This is a genomic window from Kitasatospora sp. NPDC088391 (assembly GCF_044753345.1).
Taxonomy (GTDB): domain Bacteria; phylum Actinomycetota; class Actinomycetes; order Streptomycetales; family Streptomycetaceae; genus Kitasatospora.
The window spans coordinates 488,469-511,571 of sequence record NZ_JBIVNB010000001.1; the positions used below are offsets into that span (position 1 = coordinate 488,469).

At 74.1% G+C, this 23,103-nt stretch carries 19 protein-coding genes and 2 CRISPR repeat arrays; of the genes, 7 read left to right on the forward strand and 12 right to left on the reverse strand.

Annotation, left to right across the window (positions count from 1 at the left end; genetic code table 11):
• Positions 1-97: 97 nt before the first annotated feature.
• The 4 genes from ACIQBJ_RS02105 to ACIQBJ_RS02120 all read right to left on the reverse strand — a co-directional run bounded on the left by ACIQBJ_RS02105 (position 98) and on the right by ACIQBJ_RS02120 (position 4,970).
• A complete protein-coding gene (locus ACIQBJ_RS02105; RefSeq protein WP_400701918.1) occupies positions 98-532 on the reverse strand; it encodes a hypothetical protein in 435 nt (144 codons plus the stop codon).
• On the reverse strand, positions 492-2,945 hold the full coding sequence (gene cas3 / locus ACIQBJ_RS02110; RefSeq protein ID WP_400701921.1) for a CRISPR-associated helicase Cas3': 2,454 nt from the start codon (positions 2,943-2,945) through the stop codon (positions 492-494). Before cas3 ends, ACIQBJ_RS02105 begins: the two co-directional genes overlap by 41 nt.
• A 303-nt stretch (positions 2,946-3,248) precedes the next feature.
• Positions 3,249-4,317: direct repeats of the CRISPR family, unit length 29 nt; unit sequence GTCCTCCCCGCGCGAGCGGGGGTCTGCCG.
• Between the two features lie 147 nt (positions 4,318-4,464).
• Positions 4,465-4,716 carry a type II toxin-antitoxin system RelE/ParE family toxin gene (locus ACIQBJ_RS02115; RefSeq protein ID WP_400701925.1) on the reverse strand — a complete coding sequence of 84 codons (252 nt, stop codon included), beginning with the start codon at positions 4,714-4,716 and terminating at the stop codon, positions 4,465-4,467.
• On the reverse strand, positions 4,713-4,970 hold the full coding sequence (locus ACIQBJ_RS02120; RefSeq protein WP_400701928.1) for a type II toxin-antitoxin system Phd/YefM family antitoxin: 258 nt from the start codon (positions 4,968-4,970) through the stop codon (positions 4,713-4,715). The genes ACIQBJ_RS02115 and ACIQBJ_RS02120 overlap by 4 nt, the downstream gene beginning before the upstream one ends.
• A 424-nt stretch (positions 4,971-5,394) precedes the next feature.
• A CRISPR array of direct repeats spans positions 5,395-6,461; the repeat unit is 28 nt; unit sequence GTTCTCTCCGCGACCGCGGAGGTCAACC.
• A 149-nt stretch (positions 6,462-6,610) separates the two neighbouring features.
• Between ACIQBJ_RS02120 and ACIQBJ_RS02125 the strand changes: the two genes are divergently transcribed.
• Positions 6,611-8,020 carry an amidase gene (locus tag ACIQBJ_RS02125; protein WP_400701931.1) on the forward strand — a complete coding sequence of 470 codons (1,410 nt, stop codon included), beginning with the start codon at positions 6,611-6,613 and terminating at the stop codon, positions 8,018-8,020.
• A 7-nt stretch (positions 8,021-8,027) separates the two neighbouring features.
• Here ACIQBJ_RS02125 and ACIQBJ_RS02130 read toward each other — a convergent pair whose 3' ends face one another.
• The 3 genes from ACIQBJ_RS02130 to ACIQBJ_RS02140 form a co-directional block, all read right to left on the reverse strand.
• On the reverse strand, positions 8,028-8,663 hold the full coding sequence (locus ACIQBJ_RS02130; protein WP_400701934.1) for an AAA family ATPase: 636 nt from the start codon (positions 8,661-8,663) through the stop codon (positions 8,028-8,030).
• Between the two features lie 62 nt (positions 8,664-8,725).
• Positions 8,726-8,944, reverse strand: a complete 219-nt coding sequence (locus ACIQBJ_RS02135; protein ID WP_400701937.1) for a ferredoxin — start codon at positions 8,942-8,944, stop codon at positions 8,726-8,728.
• Positions 8,945-9,008: 64 nt separating this feature from the next.
• The gene (locus ACIQBJ_RS02140) at positions 9,009-10,208 is read right to left on the reverse strand and encodes a cytochrome P450 (RefSeq protein WP_400701940.1); all 1,200 of its coding nucleotides are present in this window, start codon (positions 10,206-10,208) and stop codon (positions 9,009-9,011) included.
• 586 nt (positions 10,209-10,794) lie between these two features.
• Between ACIQBJ_RS02140 and ACIQBJ_RS02145 the strand changes: the two genes are divergently transcribed.
• From ACIQBJ_RS02145 to ACIQBJ_RS02155, 3 genes are all read left to right on the forward strand, one after another.
• Positions 10,795-11,379, forward strand: a complete 585-nt coding sequence (locus ACIQBJ_RS02145) for a TMEM165/GDT1 family protein (protein ID WP_400701943.1) — start codon at positions 10,795-10,797, stop codon at positions 11,377-11,379.
• A 390-nt stretch (positions 11,380-11,769) separates the two neighbouring features.
• Complete coding sequence (locus ACIQBJ_RS02150; protein ID WP_400701946.1) at positions 11,770-14,238, forward strand: RICIN domain-containing protein; 2,469 nt, start codon at positions 11,770-11,772, stop codon at positions 14,236-14,238.
• An 82-nt stretch (positions 14,239-14,320) separates the two neighbouring features.
• The gene (locus ACIQBJ_RS02155; RefSeq protein ID WP_400701949.1) at positions 14,321-14,923 is read left to right on the forward strand and encodes a GNAT family N-acetyltransferase; all 603 of its coding nucleotides are present in this window, start codon (positions 14,321-14,323) and stop codon (positions 14,921-14,923) included.
• On the opposite strand, the gene ACIQBJ_RS02160 is transcribed toward ACIQBJ_RS02155, so the two are convergent.
• The 4 genes from ACIQBJ_RS02160 to ACIQBJ_RS02175 form a co-directional block, all read right to left on the reverse strand.
• Positions 14,907-15,230 (reverse strand): hypothetical protein, encoded by a 324-nt coding sequence (locus ACIQBJ_RS02160; RefSeq protein ID WP_400701952.1) that lies wholly within the window; start codon positions 15,228-15,230, stop codon positions 14,907-14,909. The two genes, ACIQBJ_RS02155 and ACIQBJ_RS02160, sit on opposite strands and share 17 nt — an antisense overlap.
• 205 nt (positions 15,231-15,435) lie before the next feature.
• The gene (locus ACIQBJ_RS02165; RefSeq protein ID WP_400701955.1) at positions 15,436-17,034 is read right to left on the reverse strand and encodes a M4 family metallopeptidase; all 1,599 of its coding nucleotides are present in this window, start codon (positions 17,032-17,034) and stop codon (positions 15,436-15,438) included.
• 168 nt (positions 17,035-17,202) lie between these two features.
• The gene (locus ACIQBJ_RS02170) at positions 17,203-18,867 is read right to left on the reverse strand and encodes a hypothetical protein (protein ID WP_400701958.1); all 1,665 of its coding nucleotides are present in this window, start codon (positions 18,865-18,867) and stop codon (positions 17,203-17,205) included.
• 173 nt (positions 18,868-19,040) lie between these two features.
• Entirely contained in the window at positions 19,041-19,952 is a 912-nt protein-coding gene (locus ACIQBJ_RS02175; protein WP_400701961.1) for a phosphotransferase, read from the reverse strand.
• 189 nt (positions 19,953-20,141) lie between these two features.
• On the opposite strand from ACIQBJ_RS02175, the gene ACIQBJ_RS02180 reads away from it, so the two are divergent.
• Both ACIQBJ_RS02180 and ACIQBJ_RS02185 read left to right on the forward strand, forming a co-directional pair.
• Positions 20,142-21,005 carry a hypothetical protein gene (locus ACIQBJ_RS02180; RefSeq protein WP_400701964.1) on the forward strand — a complete coding sequence of 288 codons (864 nt, stop codon included), beginning with the start codon at positions 20,142-20,144 and terminating at the stop codon, positions 21,003-21,005.
• 234 nt (positions 21,006-21,239) lie between these two features.
• Complete coding sequence (locus ACIQBJ_RS02185; RefSeq protein ID WP_400701967.1) at positions 21,240-21,863, forward strand: hypothetical protein; 624 nt, start codon at positions 21,240-21,242, stop codon at positions 21,861-21,863.
• Between the two features lie 23 nt (positions 21,864-21,886).
• On the opposite strand, the gene ACIQBJ_RS02190 is transcribed toward ACIQBJ_RS02185, so the two are convergent.
• Positions 21,887-22,429 (reverse strand): cupin domain-containing protein, encoded by a 543-nt coding sequence (locus ACIQBJ_RS02190; protein ID WP_400701970.1) that lies wholly within the window; start codon positions 22,427-22,429, stop codon positions 21,887-21,889.
• A 228-nt stretch (positions 22,430-22,657) separates the two neighbouring features.
• Here ACIQBJ_RS02190 and ACIQBJ_RS02195 point away from each other — a divergent pair, with 228 nt between their 5' ends.
• Positions 22,658-23,095, forward strand: coding sequence for an RrF2 family transcriptional regulator (locus ACIQBJ_RS02195; protein WP_400701973.1), 438 nt, complete (start codon positions 22,658-22,660; stop codon positions 23,093-23,095).
• Positions 23,096-23,103 lie beyond the last annotated feature (8 nt).

The window sequence follows — 23,103 nt, forward strand, 5'->3', positions numbered from 1 at the left end:
CCGCGCAAGCGGGGGTCAGGCGGCGGGTGGACGGAAGGACTTCGCCCACCCGCCGCCGTCAGGACTGACTCTAGAGACAAGTCTGGTGGCTGTGTGGCTAGTTGGAGGAAACTCCGACATCCGAGAGCTCCAACTCCCGCCCTCCGATCCGGCACGTCCACCGTCCGTCGCCTCCCTGGCGCACCGGCAGCAGCACCGATCCGGCGAGGACGGCCCACCGCTCCCAGGCCGTCGGCACGGCGTGCTCCTCCGTCCTGCCCCGAACCCATCCGCCGGGAATCGGCACCGAGCGCCGCATCAGCGCCGCCACGCCTTCCCGATCCACCCGGGAGCTGCTCCCCCAGCCCGGCACCGGCACCCGGCCCGCCTCGTCCAAGCTCGCCCCGCCCTCCGCGTCGACGAACACGCACACCGCGCGTGCTCCGTCCGCACCCAGACGCGTCGTCAGCAGATCCTCGGCTCCCTCCACCGTGGACGACAGCCTCGACCAGTCACCCCCCCAGGTCGAGCGGCCCCCTGACCTCCACGACACGGGCCAGCTGTTTCTCCGCCGCCTCCGCCGCCAACCGGGCCGCGTCCCGGCGCTCGAAGTCCGCCCGGGCCGACTCCTCCAGCCGCGCCCCGAACGCCTCCGCGTACACCTCGTCGACCAACCGCTGCACGTCGCCCGGCACGGCCACCTCGTCCACCCCCGCCAGGAGCGCACTCGTCCGCATCAGCAGCGCCGGGTCGTACACCTGCCCCCACGAACCCGGAACCGCCAGCTTGCCCGGAGCGCCGTCGACGGGCTCCAGCACCACCAGCCGCAGCTCGCCGTCCGCCCATGCCGGCCGCACCTTCCGCTTGTGCCGCCACCCGCGGCCCGCCCGCTGCAGCAACTGGGCGAGCGGCGCGAGATCGGACACGACCAGGTCGAAGTCCAAGTCCAAGGACTGCTCCACCACCTGGGTCGCCACCAGCACCCCGGCCGCCCGCACCACGTCGGTGGGTTCCCCCTCCCCAGGCTTCCCGAACGCACGCTCGCACTCCGCCGAGATCCGCTCCCGCTCCTCTGCGGGGAACCGCGAATGCAGCAGGCGCAAGCCGCCCTCCCGTTCCGCCAACTCCGGGAACCGCCGCTGCAGGTAGCGGTAGGTCCGCTGCGCCTCGTCCACCGTGGTGCAGCACACCAGCACGCACCCGCCGCCCGTCGCGACGGGCGCCACCAGTTCCACGAGAGCCTTCCGCCGGGACCCGGCCCGCGGAACGCCCTCCTCCTTGACGTCCCACTGCACCGGGCGGCGCTCCACCGCCAACGTCCGGGCTCGGTCGCTCTTCACCGGCCGGGCCGGGGAGACCGCACCCGTCCTCCCGTCCACGTACAGCCACCCCGGGTACCGGGGGTGCACGTCCACCTCGTCGATCGCACCCGCGCCCCGGCGGTACGCCGCCACCAGGGACCCGGCCGCCGCCCCGGTCAGCGTCGCGGACAGCAGGACCACCGGGGCACCCATCGCCCCCATCCACTCCAGCAGCCGCACCAGGAGGCTGTGCATCCATGGCCCGTACGCATGCGCTTCGTCCACGACCAGGACCTTGTTCGCCAGACCGAACAAGCGCAGGAACCCGTACCGGACCGGCAGAACCCCCGTCAGCGCCTGGTCGATCGTGCCCGCCCCCAACGGGGCCAGCAGGCCGCGCATCGGCGTCCGGAGCCACTCGCCCGCCACCAACGCCACCGCGTCGTCGGAGGCGAACCCGCCACGGGCGCCGCCCGCCCCGCCCTCGTACCACGGGCTCAACCACGCCATCGCGTGCAGCAGCGCCAACGACCGGTCACCCGTCACATTGGCTCCGGCGAACTCCGCGACCCGCCGGTACATCGCGTCCGCCGTCGCCATCGTCGGAAGCGCGAAGTACAAGCCCCCCGACCCGGCAGCCCTCGCCAGCACCGACGCCCCGAACAACGCAGCCTCGGTCTTCCCGTCACCCGTTGGTGCCGTCACCACCAGCATCCCCGGCCCGTCCACCAGCGAGGGAAGCCGCTCGGCGAGATCCCGCTGCAAACTGTTCGGCGGGAACTTGTCGAACATCTCGCCGAACGTGCGCTCCGGGAACCCCGCACGCCCCAGCCCCGCCCCCCGGATCCACTCCGGGGCCGCCGCACACGCAACGGCGAAGTGCTCCCGCAACGCCTCGTCCGTCGCCTCCCAGCCCTCGGCCGGGATCCGGGGCTCGATCAACTCCACCTGACTCGCCAACCAGTCGGACACCACCACCAGCCCCGCGACCAGCACCGCAACCCACCCCGGCAACCCCTCGCCGGGCACCGCCGACGCCTCGACCACCCTGCGCACCGCCTCGGCGTGCGCCACCCGCTGACGGTGCCAACCCTCCGCGCTCCCCAGCCCCGGCTGGTAGCTCGCCGCGTGGTCGACCTCCTTGCGCTGCAACACGGCACCGAAACACCCGTGGTGCCCACCGAGCAGTTGAGCCACCTGGTGCGCAGCCGAAGCCCGCATCCTCCCCCGAGCACCCTGCGGGTAGCCCCACGCCTCGAAGACCTCCACCAGCCCCCAGTGGGTGGCCACCTCGTGCGCGAGCCACTCCCGCGAACCTGCCTCCGTGAACAGCGGATCATCCGCCAACGGGGCGGCCGCAGCCTTCGACGATCCCTGGAACCCAGGAACGATCTTCCCCACGTCATGCAGCCCCGCCCACAGCATCACCAGCCGACGAGCTCCCTCCTCGTCCGCTCCCAACGAATGAGCGATCCGCCCCCTCGCTGCGCCGCTCAGCACCCCGTCCCACAGCGCCCCTGCCACGGCCGCCGTATCCAGCAGGTGACAGACCACTGGGTACGCACGCGAGAGACCGCGCTGCTTGCCCCACAACCGACAATCCACGGGGGCGCAGCGGCCCTCCATCGCGACATCATGCACGCTCAGGTAGATATCAACTGCCACTGACAAAAGACTTCCTGATGGTCAGTCACAAGGAGAAAGCCGGAGCGTTCCGCGGTTGAACTGCCTCGCAACCAGGCAAGTCCTCCGCAGGCCACAACCCGGCACGAACAGATCGCCGACTGCTGGGTACCCGCGCTCACCCTGTGGGGAGTGCCACGCTGGCCGACCGAGGAGGGCCGCTTCAAGGTGTCTCACCGCAGTGCCGAGCTGGACCTACTACGCTGCCCTTGGCACCTGAACATCTCCGCCAGCCCGAATCGCAAAGAGATTGCAAAGGCCCCGCAACGTTGCAGGTGGCGAAGGGTCCTCCCCGCGCGAGCGGGGGTCTGCCGGCGATGAAGGAGCAGCTGGCGCAGGCCAAGCTGTCCTCCCCGCGCGAGCGGGGGTCTGCCGCTGCACCTGGCCGAGGTCGGCGACGACGAGACGTCCTCCCCGCGCGAGCGGGGGTCTGCCGTACTTCACCGCCCTGCCCTGGATCCGCCCCGTGTCCTCCCCGCGCGAGCGGGGGTCTGCCGGCGACCGGCGGCACCGAGCTGGTCGACCTGGTGTCCTCCCCGCGCGAGCGGGGGTCTGCCGTCCTTGTCGGGACCGTCGAGGCTCACGGTGGCGTCCTCCCCGCGCGAGCGGGGGTCTGCCGTTGGCCGGCGACGACGACATGGAGGGGAGGGTGTCCTCCCCGCGCGAGCGGGGGTCTGCCGTAGCGCGAGAGGACCCGACTTGCCGTCGTACCGTCCTCCCCGCGCGAGCGGGGGTCTGCCGGCGGCGGTCCCCAAGCCCACGATCTGAGTCCAGTCCTCCCCGCGCGAGCGGGGGTCTGCCGGTGGAGTCCAACGGGAAGGGCATCAGCTTCCCGTCCTCCCCGCGCGAGCGGGGGTCTGCCGGCCGGCATCGGCGACATCCACTTCATCGCCCAGTCCTCCCCGCGCGAGCGGGGGTCTGCCGGAGTTCTCCTTGCGGGCCGTGGGCGGGGGGCGCGTCCTCCCCGCGCGAGCGGGGGTCTGCCGCACGCCATCACCCTCGACGCCGCCGTCCGCGTGTCCTCCCCGCGCGAGCGGAGGTCAGCCTCGGCGGTCGCCGCCCGGGCCGGCCTGACCGTGGTCCTCTCCGCCAGCGCGGAGGTCAGCCGGCGCTGCAGGAGGAGATCAACGCGAACGAGCAGTCCTCTCCGCCAGCGCGAAGGTCAGCTGGCGACCGCGGGAGGCGGCTTGGCCTGGCGGCCGTCCGCTCCGCCAACGCGGAGGTCAGCCGAGGAGCTAACCGCCCGTCAGGTCAGCAGCTCCGTCCTCTCCGCCAGTGCGGAGGTCAGCCGCCGCACCTGTGCTTGAGGTTGAGGACGTTCAAGTCCTCTCCGCGCAGCCGCAAAGGTCAGCCGTCTACGGCCACCTGGATCACGGTGTTCTCCGTGTCCCCTCCGCGAACACGGAGGGCTGCGGAACTGCACGATCAGATCGGCGCTGCCCTGTCACCGGCTGCGGGATGGTTCCTGACGGCCGGGATCTCCCGGAGGTGTAGTGGGTGTTCAGCCGATTCGACCGAGGTGGATCACGATGACGGTGACAGTGGTCTCGGTGATCTCGTACATCACGCGGTAGCGGCCGACGTGCATCCGGCGCAGGTCGGCGGAGCCGTACTCCGCGCTGCCCGCCGGGCGCGGGGAGTGGGCGAGCAGGTCGACGGCGTCCATGAGTTGCCGTAGACCTTCGGGGTCGTCTTTGAGGAACCGGGCGGCGGCGTTGATGGCCGGCTCGTCCCAGATGATCGTGTAGCTCAAGCGGTCGGTCCCAGGCCGAGTTGAGCACGGACCTTCTCGTGGGTCAGACCGGTCGTCTCGCCGGTCGCCTGCCTTACACGGTACTGGGCCAGGGCGAGGGCGTCCTCGAGGTCGGCGAGTTCCTGAGGGTTGATCAGGACTGCGGCCGGCTGGCCGTGGTCGGTGATGGTGATGCGTTCACGGGCGTGGGAGGCACGCCGGACCAGCGAGCCGAGACAGGCCCGAGCCTCCGTGATCGGCAAGGTGTCACTCATGTACGCAACTGTACACTTCCAGTGCTTTCCGTACAGTCAGCCGAGGCAAGCAGTTCGGGCGCATGCCCCTGCCTGAGCCCACCCGCACCCCTGGCCACGCCACCTCGCCCAGGGAGGCAGGCTGAGGTCGGAGAGAGCCCGCTGACGCTCCGTGGTCTTCTCCGCAACCGCGGAGGCTCGTCGGACCGGTTGCCGGGGAAGGTTCGCCTGCCAGCACGTGGGGCGAGACCCTGTCGTTTGGGCCCGGGCATCGCAGACCGGGTCCAGCCCGAGGAGAACATCGCCGGACCGTCAACTCCCGCTCCCCGGCGTCCTACCTGCATGCCACCATGGACCTGCACTGCCTCTTGGCACCACAACACACCCCACAACCAAGCCGGGCAAAGAAACTGCAAAGCCGCCACAACGCCCCAGGTCAAGAAGGGTTCTCTCCGCGACCGCGGAGGTCAACCGCCGACCGGGGCCTGGAACGCGCCCACGCCACGGTTCTCTCCGCGACCGCGGAGGTCAACCGGAACGATCTTCTTCGCCTCGGCGAGGACGTGCGTTCTCTCCGCGACCGCGGAGGTCAACCGCACGCCATCACCCTCGACGCCGCCGTCCGCGTGTTCTCTCCGCGACCGCGGAGGTCAACCGGTGCACATGCTCTTGCACACGGACGCTGCGGCGTTCTCTCCGCGACCGCGGAGGTCAACCAGCAGCGGAGCATGTGGCTTAATTCGACGCAACGTTCTCTCCGCGACCGCGGAGGTCAACCAGGCTGCTTAGGGGAGTGAATCGCTCGTACGAGGTTCTCTCCGCGACCACGGAGGTCAACCGGCCCCGGCCACCCCGCTGCCGACCAGAGCGGCGTTCTCTCCGCGACCGCGGAGGTCAACCGCGGACGCCACGCTGCTACGGTCCTGGGAACTCGTTCTCTCCGCGACCGCGGAGGTCAACCGATGCGTGGCGCTCACTAGGTGAGCGGTCGTGAGTTCTCTCCGCGACCGCGGAGGTCAACCGTCAATCGACCACCAACGAGTGAACTCGGGCTTGGTTCTCTCCGCGACCGCGGAGGTCAACCGGCGTGCCAGCAACGCGACCAGGCCCTCGCCCGGTTCTCTCCGCGACCGCGGAGGTCAACCGGCGACCGCCTCGTCCTCCGTCTCGAAGTTCCGGTTATCTCCGCGACCGCGGAGGTCAGCCGTTCAACGCGGACGGGCTGCTGCAGTACTCGGCGTTATCTCCGCGACCGCGGAGGTCAACCGCTGCAGCATCTCGCCGCCGAGCCGGGGGCGGCGTCCTCTCCGCGACCGCGGAGGTCAGCCGACGTACCCCGGCAACGCGCGGCTCGGAGACCTGTCCTCTCCGTGACCACGGAGGTCAGCCGTCAGCGGCGGGGGCGGGCGATGGGCTCGCCCGGTCCTCTCCGCCAGCGCGGAGGTCAGCCGCTCGGTGCCCGCACGCGCGGACGAAGTAACGGGTTCTCTCCGCAACTGCTGAGGTCAGCCGGACCAGGACCACCGGGCTTCGGTCGGCCGGGTCCGAGGTTCTTTCCGTACGTGCGGGGTGGTCTCCGGGTGGTTTCGGGCTCTGTCCGGGGGTGTGGGGCAGCCCCTAGACTCGGGCGGGCCGAAGGGATTACCGACGAGTAGGGCGGGGTGGCCGTGGGGCGGGTGCATGCGTTCGGGGACGATGCGCTGGGGGAGCACGATGCGGTGGCGCTGGCGGGGATGGTGCGGGCCGGGGCGGTGAGTGCCGGGGAGTTGGCGGCGGCGGCGTTGGAGCGGGCGGCGCGGGTGGACGGGGAGTTGCGGCCCGTCGCGGCGTCGGTGCCGGGTCCGCCCGCGCGCAGTCGTCGGGGCGAGGGCGGGCCGTTGTTCGGTGTGCCGACGTATCTGAAGGACAACGTCGATCTGGCGGGGGTGCCGACCGGGCACGGCAGTGCCGCGTTCACGCCGCGGCCGGCCGGGCGGAACGCGCCGTTCGTGGAGCAGTTCCTCGGGACGGGGCTGGCGGTGCTGGGGAAGAGCCGGCTGCCGGAGTTCGGGTTGAACGCCTCCACGGAGTACGCGGCGGCCGAGCCGGTGCGCAACCCGTGGCGGACGGACCACTCCCCCGGCGCGTCCTCGGGCGGTTCGGCGGCGCTGGTCGCGGCGGGCGTGGTGCCGTTGGCGCACGCCAATGACGGCGGCGGGTCGATCCGGATTCCGGCGGCGTGCTGCGGGCTGGTCGGGCTGAAGCCGACCCGGGGGCGGCTGGCGCCGAACGAGCAGGGGCGGCGGCTGCCGATCGACCTGGTCACGGACGGCGTGGTGAGCCGCACGGTGCGGGACACCGCCGCGTTCCTGGCCGCCGCCGAGCTGGTCCGCCGCGACCCGGCGCTGCCGCCGCTGGGCCTGGTGGAGGGGCCGGGCGACCGTCCGCTGCGGGTCGGCCTGGTGCTGGACTCGCCGTTGGCGGCGGTGGACGGCCCGACCCGGGCCGCCGTGGAGGCGACGGCGCGGCGGCTGGAGGCGCTCGGCCACCGGGTGGAGCCCGCCGTGCTGCCGTTCGGCACCGACTTCCGGCGCGACTTCACCCTCTACTGGGGTTTCATCGCGTTCCTGATCGCCTCCACCGGCCGCCTGCTGCTGGACCGCAGCTTCCGTGCCGCCGACCTGGACGGCCTGACCTCGGGCCTGCGCGACACCTTCCACCGCGAGTTCCTCCGCACCCCGGGCGTGCTGCGCCGGCTGCGGGCCGGCGAGCGGACCTACGCGGGCGTGTTCCGGCAGTACGACGTCCTGCTCTCCCCGGTGCTGGCGCACACCGCCCCGCCGATCGGGCACCTCAGCCCGAACCTGCCGTTCGAGGAGCTGATGGCCCGGCTGCACGCGTACGTGGCGTTCACCCCGGTGCACAACGTGACGGGCGCGCCGGGCCTGGCGCTGCCGACGGGCGCGACCGCCGACGGCCTGCCGATCGGCGTCCACCTGTCGGCCGCGCACGGGCAGGAGCGCCTGCTGCTGGAGCTGGGCCTGGCCCTGGAGGCGGACCGCCCGTGGCGCCGTATCCAGGACGGGGCTTGACGGACCGTCAGCCGGACGGGTCCTCGAAGCGGACGCCCGCCAGCCGCCCGCGCGAGTGCGCGTCGGCGAGCAGGACGGAGTGCGCGCCCGGGTAGCCGGCCCGGCCGCGCCGTTCCAGGGCGGCGACCAGCCGGGCCAGGCCGCGCACGTGCAGCCGGAAGGTGCGCGGGGCGGTGGCGCGGGACCGGGCGCGCTGCCCGGCGAGGGCCTCGGCGGGGCGGACGGCGAGCAGCACGACGTGCAGTTCGCGCCCGTTGCGGCGGGCCCAGCGGGCCAGCAGGTGGCGCATCCAGCGGCGGCTGCCGCAGTCGTGCACCAGCAGCGGCCCGGGCCGGGCGAACGCGGCGCGGGTCCGCAGCAGGTGCAGCAGCCGCACGGCCGGGCGGTAGAGGGGGTACGGGACGCGGGCGGGGACGCGGGCCTGGCAGGCCAGCCGGGTGGTGCGCGGGTCGACGACCGGGGCAGGGGCGTCCCAGCGGCGCAGCAGGGTGGACTTGCCGCTGCCGGGGACGCCGCCGACCACGACCGCGGCGGTGCGCGGGTAACGGAGCGTCAGGTCGGGGCCGCCGTGTCCGCGCAGGTCGGTGACTCCGCGCGGGGCGGGTCCGGCCGTTCCGACTCCACCCGTGCCGCGCGTCTCCACCGCTGCCCCGTTCGCATACCCGCCGGGCCCCCTGGTGGGCCCGGCTCCGACGGTGGGGCAGCCTACCGGGGTTCCGTGGGCGGTCGGTCCTCGCGGAGCCGGATCGCCCCGCCGGGGCAGGCGGCGACGGCCTCCCACGCGGCGGGGAGCTGGTCCGGGCCCGGTTCGGCGTCGAGCAGGACGGAGATGCCGTCCTCGTCGCGCTGGTCGAAGAGGGCGGGGGCGGCGAGGACGCACTGTCCGGAGCCGCAGCACCGGTCCTGGTCGAGGTGGAGGCGCACGGTGCGGTTCCTTTCCGGAGGGGACAACAGAAGACGGCAGGAGACGGCAGGAGCCGGCGGCGGGCTACCAGGTGACGGGGAGGCTCTGGACGCCGTAGATGAGCATCTCGTTGCGGAACCGGATCTCCTCGAACGGGACGGCGAGGCGCAGCCCGGGGAGGCGGCGCAGCAGGGTCTCCAGGGCGATCTCCAGTTCGAGGCGGGCGAGCGGCTGGCCGAGGCACTGGTGGACGCCGAAGCCGAAGGCGAGGTGGCGGCGGGTGTCGCGGTCGAGGTCGAGGGTGTCGGGGTCGGGGTAGCGGTGCTCGTCGCGGTTGGCGGTGTTGATCTGGACGACGACGCCCTCGCCGGCCTTGATCAGGACGTCGCCGAGTTCGACGTCCTCGACGGCGACCCGGGTGAGTCCGGAGTGCACGATGCTGAGGTGGCGGAGCAGTTCCTCGACGGCGGCGGGGGTGGTCTCGGGGCGGGCGCGCAGCCGTTCGAGCTGGGCGGGGTTGCGGAGCAGGTCGAGGATCGAGAGGGAGGTCATGTTGGCGGTGGTCTCGTGTCCGGCGATCAGGAGCAGGCGGCCCATGGAGCCGATCTCCTCGACGGGGAGTTCGCCCTCGGCGACCAGGCGGCTGAGGATGCCGTCGTCGGGGTGGTCGCGCTTGGTCGCGGTGAGGGTGTCGAGGTAGTCGACCAGGCGGTCCTGGGCGGCGACGATCTCGTCGAGGCCGGCCTCGCGGTTGAGCAGGTCGCGGCTGCACTCCTGGAAGAAGGCGTGGTCCTCGTAGGGGACGCCGAGCAGCAGGCAGATGACCAGGGAGGGCAGCGGGAGGGCGAAGTCGGCGACCAGGTCGGCCCGGTCGCGGCCGTCGGTCATCCGGTCGACCAGGTCGTCGGCGATCCGCTGGATCGCGGGGCGCAGCCGGGCGGTGCGGCGGAGGGTGAAGTCGCCGGTGAGCATCCGCCGCAGGCGGTTGTGCTCGGGGTCGTCCATCCGGATGAACGTGGGGTTGCTGGTGCCGAGTTGGCGGGCTCCGGCGCTGATGAAGGGGAAGCCGGGGTGGGTGGAGTCGGCGCTGAACCGGGGGTCGGAGAGGACGGTGCGGGCGTCCTCGTAGCGGGTGACCAGCCAGCAGGGGGCGCCGTCCCAGAGCGCGACCCGGACGGCGGGGGCGTGCTGCTGGGCCTCCTGGTAGGCGGGCGGCGGCGCGAACGGGCAGCCGCCGCGGGGGGCGGGGTGCTGGAGGGGGGAGGCGGGCGTGGCGGTGGCCATCGTGGTGTCCCTTCCCGGAGGACGGGTCGCGGGCGGACCCGGCGGCGAGGCGGACCGCGAAGATCGATGCCTCGGGCAACCAATTCGTCGTCACGCTAACTCGCGTTCCGCGGCGGCGGAAAGGACGCCGGGGCCGCCCGGCGGATTCTGTCCGGATTCCGGCCGTCCACGAATCACCGTTCGCCGGGGCCGCCCCCGCGCCCACCAGTCGGGTCCGTGCCCGGGGTCGCCGGCCCGCGCCCGGCCGCACGGACGAGAACGGGCCACCGCCGCGCCGGAGGCCCCGAAGGCCCCGTCGGAGGCCGGCTGCGGGGGTGCGGCCCGGCCCCGTCCGGCGGTCGCCTACACTGGAGGGAGCGAAGGGGAGTAGTCCCGAAACACCGCCGGTCGACATACTGGACGGATTTTTTCCGTCCCGGCCCGCGGGCCGCGGCGTGTCGCCGGGGTGGACGAGACCTTCGGCCCTTGCATGACCCCTGGCGCACCTGCCGTGCGCCGGGCTCCGTCGTGTCGGGCCGAAAGGTTTGCCCGTCGCCTTCCAGGTGCCGTTCGAGCCCGAGGCCCGGCCCCTGCAGAAAGCACTCCGATGTCCTTCGACCCCCTGGCGATGCTCACCGCCTTCGGGCTGATCTTCCTCGCCGAACTCCCCGACAAGACGATGTTCGCCTCACTGGCGATGGGCACCCGGATGCGCCCGCTGTACGTCTGGTTCGGCACCTCGGCGGCCTTCCTCGTGCACGTGGCGATCGCGGTCGGCGCGGGCAGCCTGCTCAGTCTGCTGCCCCACCTGGTGGTGAGCCTGGTCTCGGCCGCGCTGTTCGCGTTCGGCGCGTTCGTGCTGCTGCGCTCGGGCGGCGACGACGACGATGACGAGGGCGGGACGAAGACCGTGACCGGCTTCTGGCCGGTCTGGGGCACCGCGTTCATGACGGTGTTCATCGGCGAGTGGGGCGACCTGACCCAGATCACCACCGCCAACCTGGCCGCCACCAACGGCTGGTTGCCGACCGCGATCGGCTCGGCCGCCGCGCTGATGTCGGTCTCCGCGCTGGCCCTGCTGGTGGGCCGGTTCATCGCCAAGCGGGTGCCGCTGAAGACGGTGCAGCGGGTCGGCGGCGCGTGCATGGCCGTGCTCGCGCTCTGGACGCTGGCGGAGGCGTTCATCGGCTGAGGCGGGCCGGGCGGACCGGGCGGACCTCCCCCGCGCCCTCCGCCCCCTCGCACCCTCCGCCCCCGCGCGCCCTCCGGACGGGCCGCCCGACTTCGGTCGGGCGGCCCGTCGGCGTTCCACCGGGTTTCGGCACGGCACCTCCCCCGTGCGGTCGTGCCGGTCCGTGTTGGGTTGCGTTCGGTCCGATCTCCCGGGCGGTGCGCAGGCGTTGACATGCCCGCCGGGCAGCTCTAACTTGTTCGAAACTCGGCGGTTCCGAGCAGAAATAAACACACCGTCGTGTTCAGGGCCCCCGGCGATCCCCGCCGCACGGGGCCCTCGCACGCCCGCCGCCGTCCCCGACGGTCGCGGGAACCGCGCGCCCCCACACGCGAATTGGAGACCGCACCAGTGCCAGCCCTCCGCGGAAGAATCGTCACGGCCCTCGCGGCCGCGGCCGTCGTCCTCACCGGCCTGCCCCCGGCCACCGCCTCGGCCACCCCGCCCACCTCCGGCTGGACCGTCGCGGTCGGCAGCCCCGTGACGTACAGCCACCCGACCGACACCCCGGCCGTGCCGTTCGTCGACAAGGACGGCAGCTTCTGGTTCCAGCAGTCCGCCGCCCTGTACGGCGCGAGCGACCCGCGCTACTGGGACTTCTACACCGGGCGGGACTTCGACACCGCGACCCGTTCCAGCACCGTCAGCAACTACGTCAACCCGGCCAACAGCCAGGACCGCAACAACGACACCAGCTGGCGCTGCGACAACTCGCCGACCGGCCTGCAGTCCACCCTCGCGGTCGGCAGCGCCAGCTACGCGCACAAGAACTACTGCGACCTGTCGGGCATCTGGATCGACCCGGACACCGGCGACTGGTACGGCCTGGTGCACAACGAGTTCACCCCGCAGCCGTTCGGCGACGGCCTGCACTTCGACGCCATCGACTACGCGCGCTCCACCGACCAGGGCCGGACCTGGAGCATCCTGGACCACGTCATCACCTCGCCGTACAGCACGGCCCGCAACGACACCGCCGCGTTCCCGAACCAGACCTACTACTACGGCGACGGCGACCAGCGCCTGTTCGTCGACACCGCCTCCGGCTACTTCTACGTCTTCTACGGCTCCCGGGTGGTCGACAAGAGCGGCGGCTGGAAGGCGTTCCACGAGCACGTCGCCCGCGCCCCGATCTCCGGCAAGATGGCGCCCGGCACCTGGCAGAAGTGGTACAACGGCGCGTGGAGCGAGCCCGGCACGGGCGGCCGCGAGTCCAACATGGTGCCCGTGGACGGCTCCAGCACCACCGGCTACACCCCCGCCGCCGGCGAGTACAACCCGGCGAACACCGGCACCACCACCCAGCAGATCGCCGCCGGGACGACCCCGGCGACCTCGCCGCTGTTCGTCATGGACATCACCTGGAACGCCTACCTCGGCCTGTACATCGGCGAGCCGCAGGCCGTCGACCAGAGCGGCAACGCGCCGCAGCAGTACTACGCCACCGACGACCTGACGACCCAGAAGTGGTACCCGATCGGGAACAGCGGCAGCTACCACACCGCGTCCTGGTACCGCTGGTTCCTCGACAGCGCCAACCGCACCTCCTCGGCGATCGTCGGCAAGAGCTTCCGCTCCTACTGCGCCTTCGGCTGCGCCAACAACGCCTCCGGCCAGTACGTCGACCTGACCCTCGACAACGGCGCGCCCGCCGCGCCGCCGGTCGACCTGTCCCGCAGCTACCGGATCGCCAACGGCTCCGGCCGGGTGCTCGCCCAGGTCTCCGGCTCCTCCGCCACCACCTCGGTCGCCGCCGCGACCGGCTCCGCCCTGGAGAGCTGGACCTTCGCCGCCAACGGCGACGGCTCCTACCGGATCACCAACGGCTCCACCGGCCAGCTGCTCGGCGTCGACGCCACCGCCAACGCGGGCCGCGCCTGGGGCGCCAAGCCCACCGTCAGCGCGGCCCCGGCGGGCGGCCCGACGGTCGGCCAGCAGTGGTTCCCGATCGCCGGGAAGAACGGCACCACCGCGACCGGCACCTTCCAGCTGGTCAACCGCTACAGCGGCCTGGTGCTCGGCCTGTCCGCCGACAGCGCCCGCACCGCCGAGACCACCCCGGTGCGGACCTGGACCAACACCACCGGCAACAGCGTCGGCTCGACCCGCACCGCGGCCGAGCAGACCCTGACCCTCACCCCCGTCGGCAGCGCCCCCGAGACCGTGGCCGTCGCCGGCCAGGGCGACCGCTCCACCACCGTCAACACCGCCGTCTCGGTCCAGTTCACCGGCACCGACTCGCTCGGCAAGGCGCTCACCTGGTCCGCGACCGGCCTGCCCGCCGGACTCTCGATCAGCTCCGGCGGCCTGGTCTCCGGCACCCCCACCACGACCGGCTCCGGCACCGTCACGGTGACCGCCTCCTCCGGCACCGCGACCGGCTCCACCACCTTCACCTGGACGATCGGCTCGGTGCTCAACGGCGCCCGCCGCCTGACCGTCTCCGGCAAGGCGCTGGACGTCCCCAACCACTCCACCACCGCCGGCACCCAGCTCGCCCTCTGGACGCCCAACGGCGGCGCCAACCAGAGCTGGACGCTGGCCCAGCAGTCCGACGGCTCGTACACCCTCACCGGCGGCGAGTCCGGCCTCTGCATGGACGTGAACGGCGGCGCCACCAGCCCCGGCACCGCGATCATCCAGTGGACCTGCACCGGCGGCACCAACCAGCGCTGGAACGTCACCCCCGTCACCGGCGGCTACCGCGTCACCAGCCGCCTCAGCGGCCTGGCCCTCACGGCCGCCTCCGGCTCCAACGGCGCCCTGATCACCCAGCAGACCGACACCGGAGCGACCCTGCAGACCTGGTCGATCGCCTGACCCCGCCCCTCCCCGACGGCCGGGCCGTCCGCACCCCCGACGGGTGTGGACGGCCCGGCCGTCGATCTTGGACAATCGGGCCGTGCCCTCCCTCGTCGCCCCCGCCGTCCCGCCCGGCTCGCTCGCCGCCCGGCCGCAACCCGCCCTGCGGGCCGGCCGGGACCTGCTGCTGCGCCCCTGGTCCCCGGACGACGCCCCCGCCGTCCTCGCCGTCTACCAGGACCCGGAGATCCAGCGCTGGCACGTGCAGCGTGCCGACTCGCTCGCCGAAGCGGCGGCCTGGATCGCCGACTGGCACGGCAGTTGGGCCGCCGAGAGCGGCGCGCACTGGGCCGTCACCGACTCCCGGACGGGCGCCCTGCTGGGCCGCGCCGCCCTCAAGCGCCTCTCCTTCGCCGACGGCTCCGCCGAACTCGCCTACTGGACGGCCCCCGCCGCCCGCGGCCGCGGCGTCTGCCCGCGCGCCGTCGAAGCCGTGGCCGCCTGGGCCTTCGGGAGCGCCGGCTTCCACCGGCTCGGTCTCCGGCACGCGGTCGGCAACACCGCCTCCTGCCGGGTCGCCGAGAAGACCGGCTTCGCCGCCGAAGGCGTCCTGCGCAGCGCCTGGCAGCAGGCCGACGGCCGCCACGACGTCCACGTCCACGCCCGGCTGACGGACCGGCCCATCGTCAGTTCTCCTCGCTGACGGTTCGGTTGACGGTCAGCTCGGCGTCGGTACCGTCCAGGTGCAGGACCCGGCGGGCCCGGCGGGCGCTCGCCGGGCAGTGGGCGATCACCGCCGAGGTGCCCGGGCGGGCGGCGAAGGCGGCTTCGGCCCGGGCCTCGGCGGCCGGGTCGAGGTGGCAGGCGGCCTCGTCCAGGACGGTGAGCCGGGCCGGGGACAGGTGGACCCGGGCCAGGGCGATCGACCGGCGTTCGCCGGAGGAGAGTTCGTCCGGGGTGGCGACCAGGGCGGCGAGGCCGTCGGGGCCGGGCCGGGGCAGCAGGCGCACCGCGTGGTGGCGCAGGGTGCCGAGCGGGCGGGTGCGGTCGTCGCCGGGGGTGGCGGTGCGCAGGTCGTGCCGGCCGGGGGTGCTGCGGCAGAGCAGCAGGCGGCCGTCGGGCAGTAGCAGGGCCTGGGTGCGCGGGGTCTCGTCATCGCGGACGCCCCGCCGGGGTGGCCGGCGGGGCGTCCTGGTCGGGCCTGCTGGTGCGGCGTCAGGAGACGGAGACCGCGCTCCAGGCGGCGGCGATCGCGTTGTACTCGGTGGAACCGGCGCCGTAGAGGTCCTTGGCGGCGTTCAGCGAGGCGGTGCGGGCACCGGCGTAGTTGGTGGTGGAGGTCATGTAGACGGTCAGCGCCCGGTACCAGATCTTGGCGACCTTCTGGTTGCCGATGCCGGTGACGGTGGAGCCGTTGCAGGTCGGCGAGTTGTAGCTGACGCCGTCGAGGGTCTTGGCGCCGCTGCCCTCGCTGGCGAGGAAGAACCAGTGGTTGCCGACGCCGGAGGAGTTGTGGACGTCGAGCCGGCCGACCGACTTGCTCCAGCAGTCGGCGGAGCTGCCGTCCAGCGAGGGCTTGTCGAAGCGGCGCAGCCACGGCGGGGTGGACTGGTCGGAGAACAGGTAGTCGCCGCGGTCGACCGCGTTGTGGGCGTAGAACTCGACCATGGTGCCGAAGATGTCGCTGGTGGACTCGTTGAGGCCGCCGGACTCGCCGCTGTAGCGGAGGTTGGCGGTGGCGCTGGTGACGCCGTGGGTCATCTCGTGGCCCATGGTGTCGAGGTCGACCTGCTCGGGGTCGGTGGTGCCGTCGCCGTCGCCGGTCATCATGCAGAAGCAGGCGTCGGACCACTGGGCGTTGTCCCACTTGGTGCCGACGTGCACGAAGACGGTGGCGCCCTTGCCGTCGTTCTTGATGCCGTTCCGGCCGAAGGTGTTCTTGTAGTAGTCGTACGTCCAGGCGGTGTTGGCGTGGGCGTCGACGGCGGCGGTGGCCCGGTCGGTGGAGAACTTCCGGCCGTCGCCCCACACGTTGTCGGCGTCGGTGTAGAGGGTGCCGGAGCTGGCCTTGACGCTGCTCGCGGACAGGTTGCGGGCGTCCTTGGTGGTGTGGCCGCGGACCGGGTCGATCAGCGCGTAGGAGCCGTTGGCCTGCAGGGTGGTGTCGATGGTGATGTCGCCGGTGTACTCGGAGTGGCCGGTGCCGGCGGCGCTGTGCTCGGAGTCGTAGCTCTCGATGGCCTCGCCGGTGGTGGCGTCGGTGACGACGACCCGGCCGGTGGGCTGGCCCTGCTTGCCGGTGCCGCTGACGGTGGTCTGCCAGGCCAGGCGGGCGCCGCCGTCGGCGGCCCACACGACGAGTTCCGGCGCGGAGGTGGCGTCGGCGATGTTCTCGGACTCGCGCAGCGCGTTCGCGGCGCTGGTCTGCGCGGCGACGGCGGGCCTGGTGGTCTTCACCGTGGGGTTGTGGCCCTTGGCGCGGGAGGAGTCGCGGAGCCGGCCGCGGGCGTCCTGGTGCACCACCAGGTCGCCGCCGATGACGGGCAGTCCGTTGTAGGTGCGGTCGAAGCGGACGTGCTGGGCGCCGTCCGCGTCGGTGACGACGTCCTTGACCACCAGGGCCTGGCCGGGGCCGAAGCCGAACAGGTCGGCGTGGGAGGCGACGTTGGCCTGGGCCCGGGCGATCGCCGCGTCGCGGCCGCTGGTGGCGGCGGAGGCGGTGCCGTACTGCACTCCGGTCAGGAGCAGGGCGGCGGTGGCGGCCAGTGCGGCGGTCGGGAGGATGCGACGGCGCGCGGAGGAGGAGGGGCTCACTCGGGACTCCAGTCGGGGTAGCTGAGGGGTAGCCGACCAGAATCCTGACGGTGAACATACAAACAGTTCTATTAACTGAACGGACCGTGACCGGTTCGTAGCCGTTCCTCCGCGCCGTTCCTCCGCGCGGGGCGCCCCACGCAGGGCGCCCTGCGGGACGACGGACCGTCAGCCGGAGGTTCCCGTCGCCCAGATCGGGGTGTGCGCGGTGTCCACCACCACCAGGTTGCCGTCGCCCTGGACCTCCAGCCACCAGCCGCCGGAGGCCGGGCCGAACGACCGGACGACCGTCTCGGCGGCGTCCCGGACCGTCAGGGCGCCGCCGGGGGCGAGCACGAAGTGGTAGCCCTTGCCGTCGTTGCCCCAGGTGTCCGAGGCCCAGAGCGGGTGGCGGCCGGGGCCGTACCAGACCAGGTTGCCGTCCAGCTGCATCACCAACTGGTGGTCGGAGCCGACCGAGAGCGCGGTGCCCGGCGCCAGCGCCAGGGTGTGGAACTCCCCGGTGAGCGAGGTGAACCAGCGCACCGCGTGCGCCGCGTCGGCGATCCGCAGCGCCCCGTCGCCGCCGAAGGTCAGCGTCGAGCCCGCGCCGCCGGCCGTGGCCGAGCGCCACACCACCGTGCCGTCGGGGGCCATCACCTGGAGGCTGCCGTCGGCCGCGAACCGGGCGGCGGCGCCCGGGCTGTTCCAGGTGCCGGTGGCCCAGAGCGCGCCCGTCGTGCCCGGCGAGGTCACCAGCAGGTTCCCGTCGCCCTGCATGGTGAGGATGTACGCCGTACCGCCGCTGCCCACGCTGGTGCTCAGCCCGGAGGGCAGCGTCCAACTGCCCGCCTGGACGGTGAAGTTCGCGCCGTTGTAGTTCGGCAGCGGGTACGAGACCAGCACCCGGCCGTTGCCGCCCGCGCCCGCCGGGGCCGCGAAGGTGCCGCCCGTCGCGCTGCCCGTCTCGACCGCCGTCACGCCGTTCTGCGAGCCGGCGTGGCTGCTGCCGCCGCCGCCCGCGTCCGGCACCTGGCCGTAGGGGTCGAGCGGGCCCTCGCCGCCGCCGTACCAGCCGCCGCCCCCGCCGCCGCCGGCCGTCACCTGCACCCCGTACGGGGACTGGAAGGAGCAGGATGCGCCCTCGCCGAACCGGCCGTCGTGGCAGGTGTCGGGAGTGCCGCCCATCACGGCCAGGTTCGCCATGCCGCCGGCCGCGTTGCCGCCGCCCGCGGTCTGGGTGCCGCCGGAGGTCCCGTGCCCGGCGTCCTGCGACGGGGCGCCGGTCGCGCCGCCGCCCGGGCCGGCCGTCGGCGTGCCGTCCGCCGCCGTGCTGCGGCCGTTGCCGCCACCGCCGCCGGCCACCACCAGGCGGCTCTGCACGGGGTACTGCCCGGCGCTGTCGGCGGCCCGCACGTCCGAGGCCCCGCCGCCGCCGGAGGCGCCCGTGCCGCCGCCGTTCCAGCCGCCCGCGCTCGGGCCCCAGCCCAGCGGCCCGGGCGTGTGGTCGACGCCCGCGCCGCCCACGTTCACCTGCAGCAGCCGGCCCTGCGTCAGGCCCGACAGCACCGCCGTCTCCCGGCCGCCCGCCCCGCCCAGCCGCCCCAGCACCGGGGACTGCCCGCCGCCGTACGCGCCGTACGCCGTCACGGTGGCCGTGGTCACCCCCGGCGGGACCTTCCACAGCTGCGGGCCGCCCGTCCAGTCGAAGGCGCAGGTCTGCACCCCGGCGTCGACCGTGCACGCCGCCCCCGCCGCCGCGGTGGCCGCCCCCGCCGCCCCCGCCGGCCCGGCCGCCCCCAGCGAGCCCAGCGCCACCAGCACCGCCAGCCCCCGCGCCGCCTTCACCCTCACGCGTACCGCCCCCCTGCCGTCCCCCGGCCGCCGCCCGACCGTGCACACCGAACGTTCACATACCCGTGTACGACCTCACAACCCGTCAGGAACCCGCACCGGCCGGACTTCCGGGAGCGCGGACCGCGACACGCGCCCCGGGCGGTTCGGGCGCCCCGAGTGGTTCGGGCGGCTCAGGACGGCCCGGGCGGCTCGCGCCGGACGCGCTCCAGCGCCGACCGGCCCGCCGGGCCCCAGTGCGCCTTGCCGCCGGGCAGGCCGCGGTCGCCGTTCAGGCCCATCACGACCAGGAACAGGCCCTTCAGCGCGGCCAGCCCGCGGGCCCGCCGGACCGCCGCCCCGTCCGCCCGCGCGTAGCGCTCGAAGAACCGGGCCGCGCCGCCCTCGGGGAGCAGCAGCCAGGCCGCCGCGAGGTCCCAGGCCGGGTCGCCCGCGAAGAGGTCGCCGAAGTCGACGACGCCCGCCAGGGTGCCGTCCGTGACGACGACGTTCGCCGGGTGCAGGTCGCCGTGCACCCACAGCCGCGGGCCCGCCCAGGCGGGGGCCGCGACCGCGTCCGCCCACACGGCCCGGAGGTCCGCCTCGACGCCGGGCGGGAGTTCGGCGCCCCGCAGGAAGTGCTCGAAGCCGTCGGTGTACTGCCCGGGGTGGCCGCCGCGGTCCGGGGCGTCCGGCGCGTCGGCGGGCGCCTCGGTGTGCAGCGCCGCCAGGAAGTCCGCCAGCGCGTCGGCCGCGGGCCCGCACCGGGTGATCGCGCCGTGCTCCAGCGGCGTGCCCCCGACCCAGGTCATCACCGTCCACATCCTGGGGAAGCGCTCCGACGGCACGCCCTCCCGCACCGGCACGGGAACGGGCAGCGGCAGTCGCGGCGCCAGCACCGGCAGCCACCGGCGCTCCTTGAGCTGCGACCCCGGCCCGCTGTCCATCCGCTGCACCCGGACGGCCAACTCCTCGCCCAGCCGCCACATCTGATTGCCCCAACCGCCCGCCACCTCGCGCACGGACAGGCCCGCCAGGTCCGGATGCTGCTCCCGCAGCAGACTCCTGACCAGTTCCTCGGTGACCTCGATCTCGGGTTCGATCATGGCGACCCACCGTACCGGAGCCGTCCCGGCGCGGCGTCGCCCCGACCCTGGCGCGACTCGGCGTCCTCGGCGGGCCGGAGCAGGTCGACGGGGCCGGGCGGGGCCGCCGTCGGCGGGGGCCGGTACGGTGTGGCGCGCCGGGTGGCCGGTGGCGGGGGAGCCAGGAGATTCCGAGGAGTGCCCATCGTGATGTCCGAGACCGAGCAGAACGCCGAACCGGGCGGCTGGGAGGCCGAGTTGGGGCGGGCCTTCGCGGTCCTGCTGGCGGGGCGGGAGGCGGAGCGGGCCGCGGCGGCCGGGGCCCGCTACGGGGTGTACCACGCCTCCGAGACGCTCGACGAGTTCCTGTTCCCCAACGACTGGACGACGCCCGACGCCCTGTCGGACCCGGCGCCCCGGCTGCTGCCCGACACCGACGGGCCGTACCCCTTCTCGCCCTGGACCTGGCGGTTCGACCTGGCCGGTTCGCTGTTCCGCTTCGACCCGGACCTGGTGGACCGCACCGGCGCGTGGGGCCCCGACGGCCACAAGGGGGACAGCCCGTTCGGGGCGGGGTTCACCGCCGAGCTGCGCATCCTCGCCACCGCCGACGAGGACGGCGGACTGCTGCTGTCCGGCGCCGACCTGGGGCCGCTGCTGGCCCGGCACGGGGTCGACCTGGGCGGTGACGCGGCCGGGAAGCTGAACACCTGGCTGACCGTGCTGCTGCGGGTCGCCACCGACGGCACCCTGCACGACGCGATGCGCGCCGCCACCTTCACCGAGCGCGGCCCCGACCACCTGGTCTCCCCCGGCGACCTGCGCCACGCCCGCACCGCCGCCGACCCGTGGGAGGAGCGCCTCGCCGCCCTCCCCCACCCGGGCCTGCGCGACCACCTGCGGATGCTCTCGCTCGACCGGAAGGACGCCCGCAGCGAGGGCGGCCACTACTCCGGCAGCGCGCCCTGGCTCTGGTCCGACCTGCTCGACACGGCCGGCTGCACCCTGGTGGCGGGCTGGAGCTTCGGCGAGTCGCAGGCCGGCACGGCGGTGGTCTGGCTCCCGGCCGCCTGAGCGACCCGCCAGGCACCGCGGGGAACGGCACCGCGGGGAACGGCACCCCACCGGCCGGCTGCCCTCCGGGCGGGAAAGGTGCCCGGCGGAGGTGAACCGCGGCCCGCCCGGCCCGGGGCGCGCAGCGACAGCCGGCTCCCCGGACCACCGAGCAACCCGGCCGACCGGTAAGGGCGTTGGGCGGGCGCCGGTCGCGGCTTGCCCGACGCCCGCCCGGTGCGGGACGATCGGTGGGTGTTCGAGCTGCTGACCGGCGTCGGAGTCGTTCTCCCCGGTGGCGCGGGCGTCCTCCGCTTCGGGTCCGACCCGGTGGCGGCCGCGGCCGTGCTGGGGGCGCTCGGGGCGGGCCGGTCGGCGTTGCGGGCCCGCTGGGGCGAGGTGGTGCTGACCGCGCACACCGACGGCGAACTGCGGCTGTGCTCCGTGGTGTTGACCCGCGACGAGGGCTCGGGGGACGCCCCCGGCGGGACGCCCGTCGTACTGGACGGCATCGACCTGTTCGGGTACCCGGCCGCCGAGGTGCGGGCCGCGCTCGGCCCGCGCCCGGGTCTTGAGCTGCGCCCCGCCGACGGCCCGGGCCACCCGACGGGCGTCACCCTGCACGCCGCACCCCCGGTCGGCCGCCGGGCCCGGGCCGCCGCCGAGGAGGCCGAAGTCGCCCGCGCCCTGGCCGAGTTGGAGCCGCTGTGGACCACCGGGCGTGACCACTGGGAGCTCCTGGAGTCCGGCGGCGGCCACCTGCCCCGCCGCAAGGACGGCACCGGGAGCACCCTGCTGATCTGCCACGAGACGGTGGCCCGCCGGGTCGTCGCCGCCATGCTCGCCGCGGGCGTCGAGGTCGTTCCGGAGCCCTCCTGACCGGCCTGCGGCACCCCCGGCGGTCAGCGGGCGGGCGGGTGCTCGCCGTGCAGGCTCGGCAGGTTGACCACGACGGCTTCCTGGGTGCTGCGGGCGATCACCACGACGGCCTCGCGCTCGGGGTCGGGGTTCTCCTCGCGGTGCGGGACGTAGGGCGGGACGAAGACGTAGTCGCCGGGCCCGGTGCGGAGGCGGACCTCGGTGGCGGGCTCGGTGGAGCGGTCGAGGAAGACGAACTCGGGGTGGCCGCTGACGACGTGGATCGCGGTCTCGGACTCGCCGTGGTGGTGGTCGGAGGAGGCGGTGGCGGGGGCGACGTGGGTCTGGCCCATCCAGAGCTTCTCGGAGCCGACGGTGCGGCCGCTGATCGCGGCGAACCTGCGCATGCCGCCGCTCTGCGCGGTGTCGCCGTCGAGGGCGTCGGCCCGGACGTGGTGGAGGCGTTCGCGCAGCGGTCCGCCGTCGGCGGCGGACGCGCCCAGGTGGGGGTGGAAGCCCTCGCCCGCACAGGTCCGTCCGTCCCCGGAGGTCTCCGGAACGGGCGGACGGTGCTGTTCGGCGGACATGGGCGCTCCCGGTCGTGGTCGGTCCGGTCCGGGCGCGCGGGTCGGCGCGCCGCGGGCAGGGGGGATGGCTCGGCGCCGGGGCCGGACGGCTTCCGCCGGGTGCCCGGTCGGGGGAACGCTAGGCGCGGCCGGAAAAGGATGTCAAGAGGTGTCTTTTCCGACCGGGGCCCAACGACGCGGCCCGGGGTGGTACTTGATGCGGGCCGGAGCCGGTGGATACTCGGGGGTATGCATATTTCCGCGAAGGCGGACTACGCCGCCCGCGCGCTGGTGGAGCTCGCCTGCGACACGGGGCGTCCGCTCACCTGCGAGGCGATCGCCTCCTCCCAGGAGATCCCGTTCCGGTTCCTCAAGTCGGTGGTCGGCGATCTCCGCCGGGCCGGGCTGGTGCGCAGCCAGCGCGGCTGCGAGGGCGGCTACTGGCTGGGCCGGCCGGCCGCCGAGATCACCCTGCTGGACGTGGTGCGCGCGGTGGACGGCGAGTTGATCACCCTGCGGGGGGAGCCGCTGTCGGGACTGGCCTACCCCGGACCGGCCGATGCGCTGCCCGGGATCTGGCGGGAGGTCGAGGAGCGGGCCGGCGAGGTGCTGGGGCGCACCACGGTGGAGGCGCTGGTGCGGCACTCGCGCCGACCGGCGGCCCGCGCGGTCGCGGGGGCCGTGTGACGTCCGGC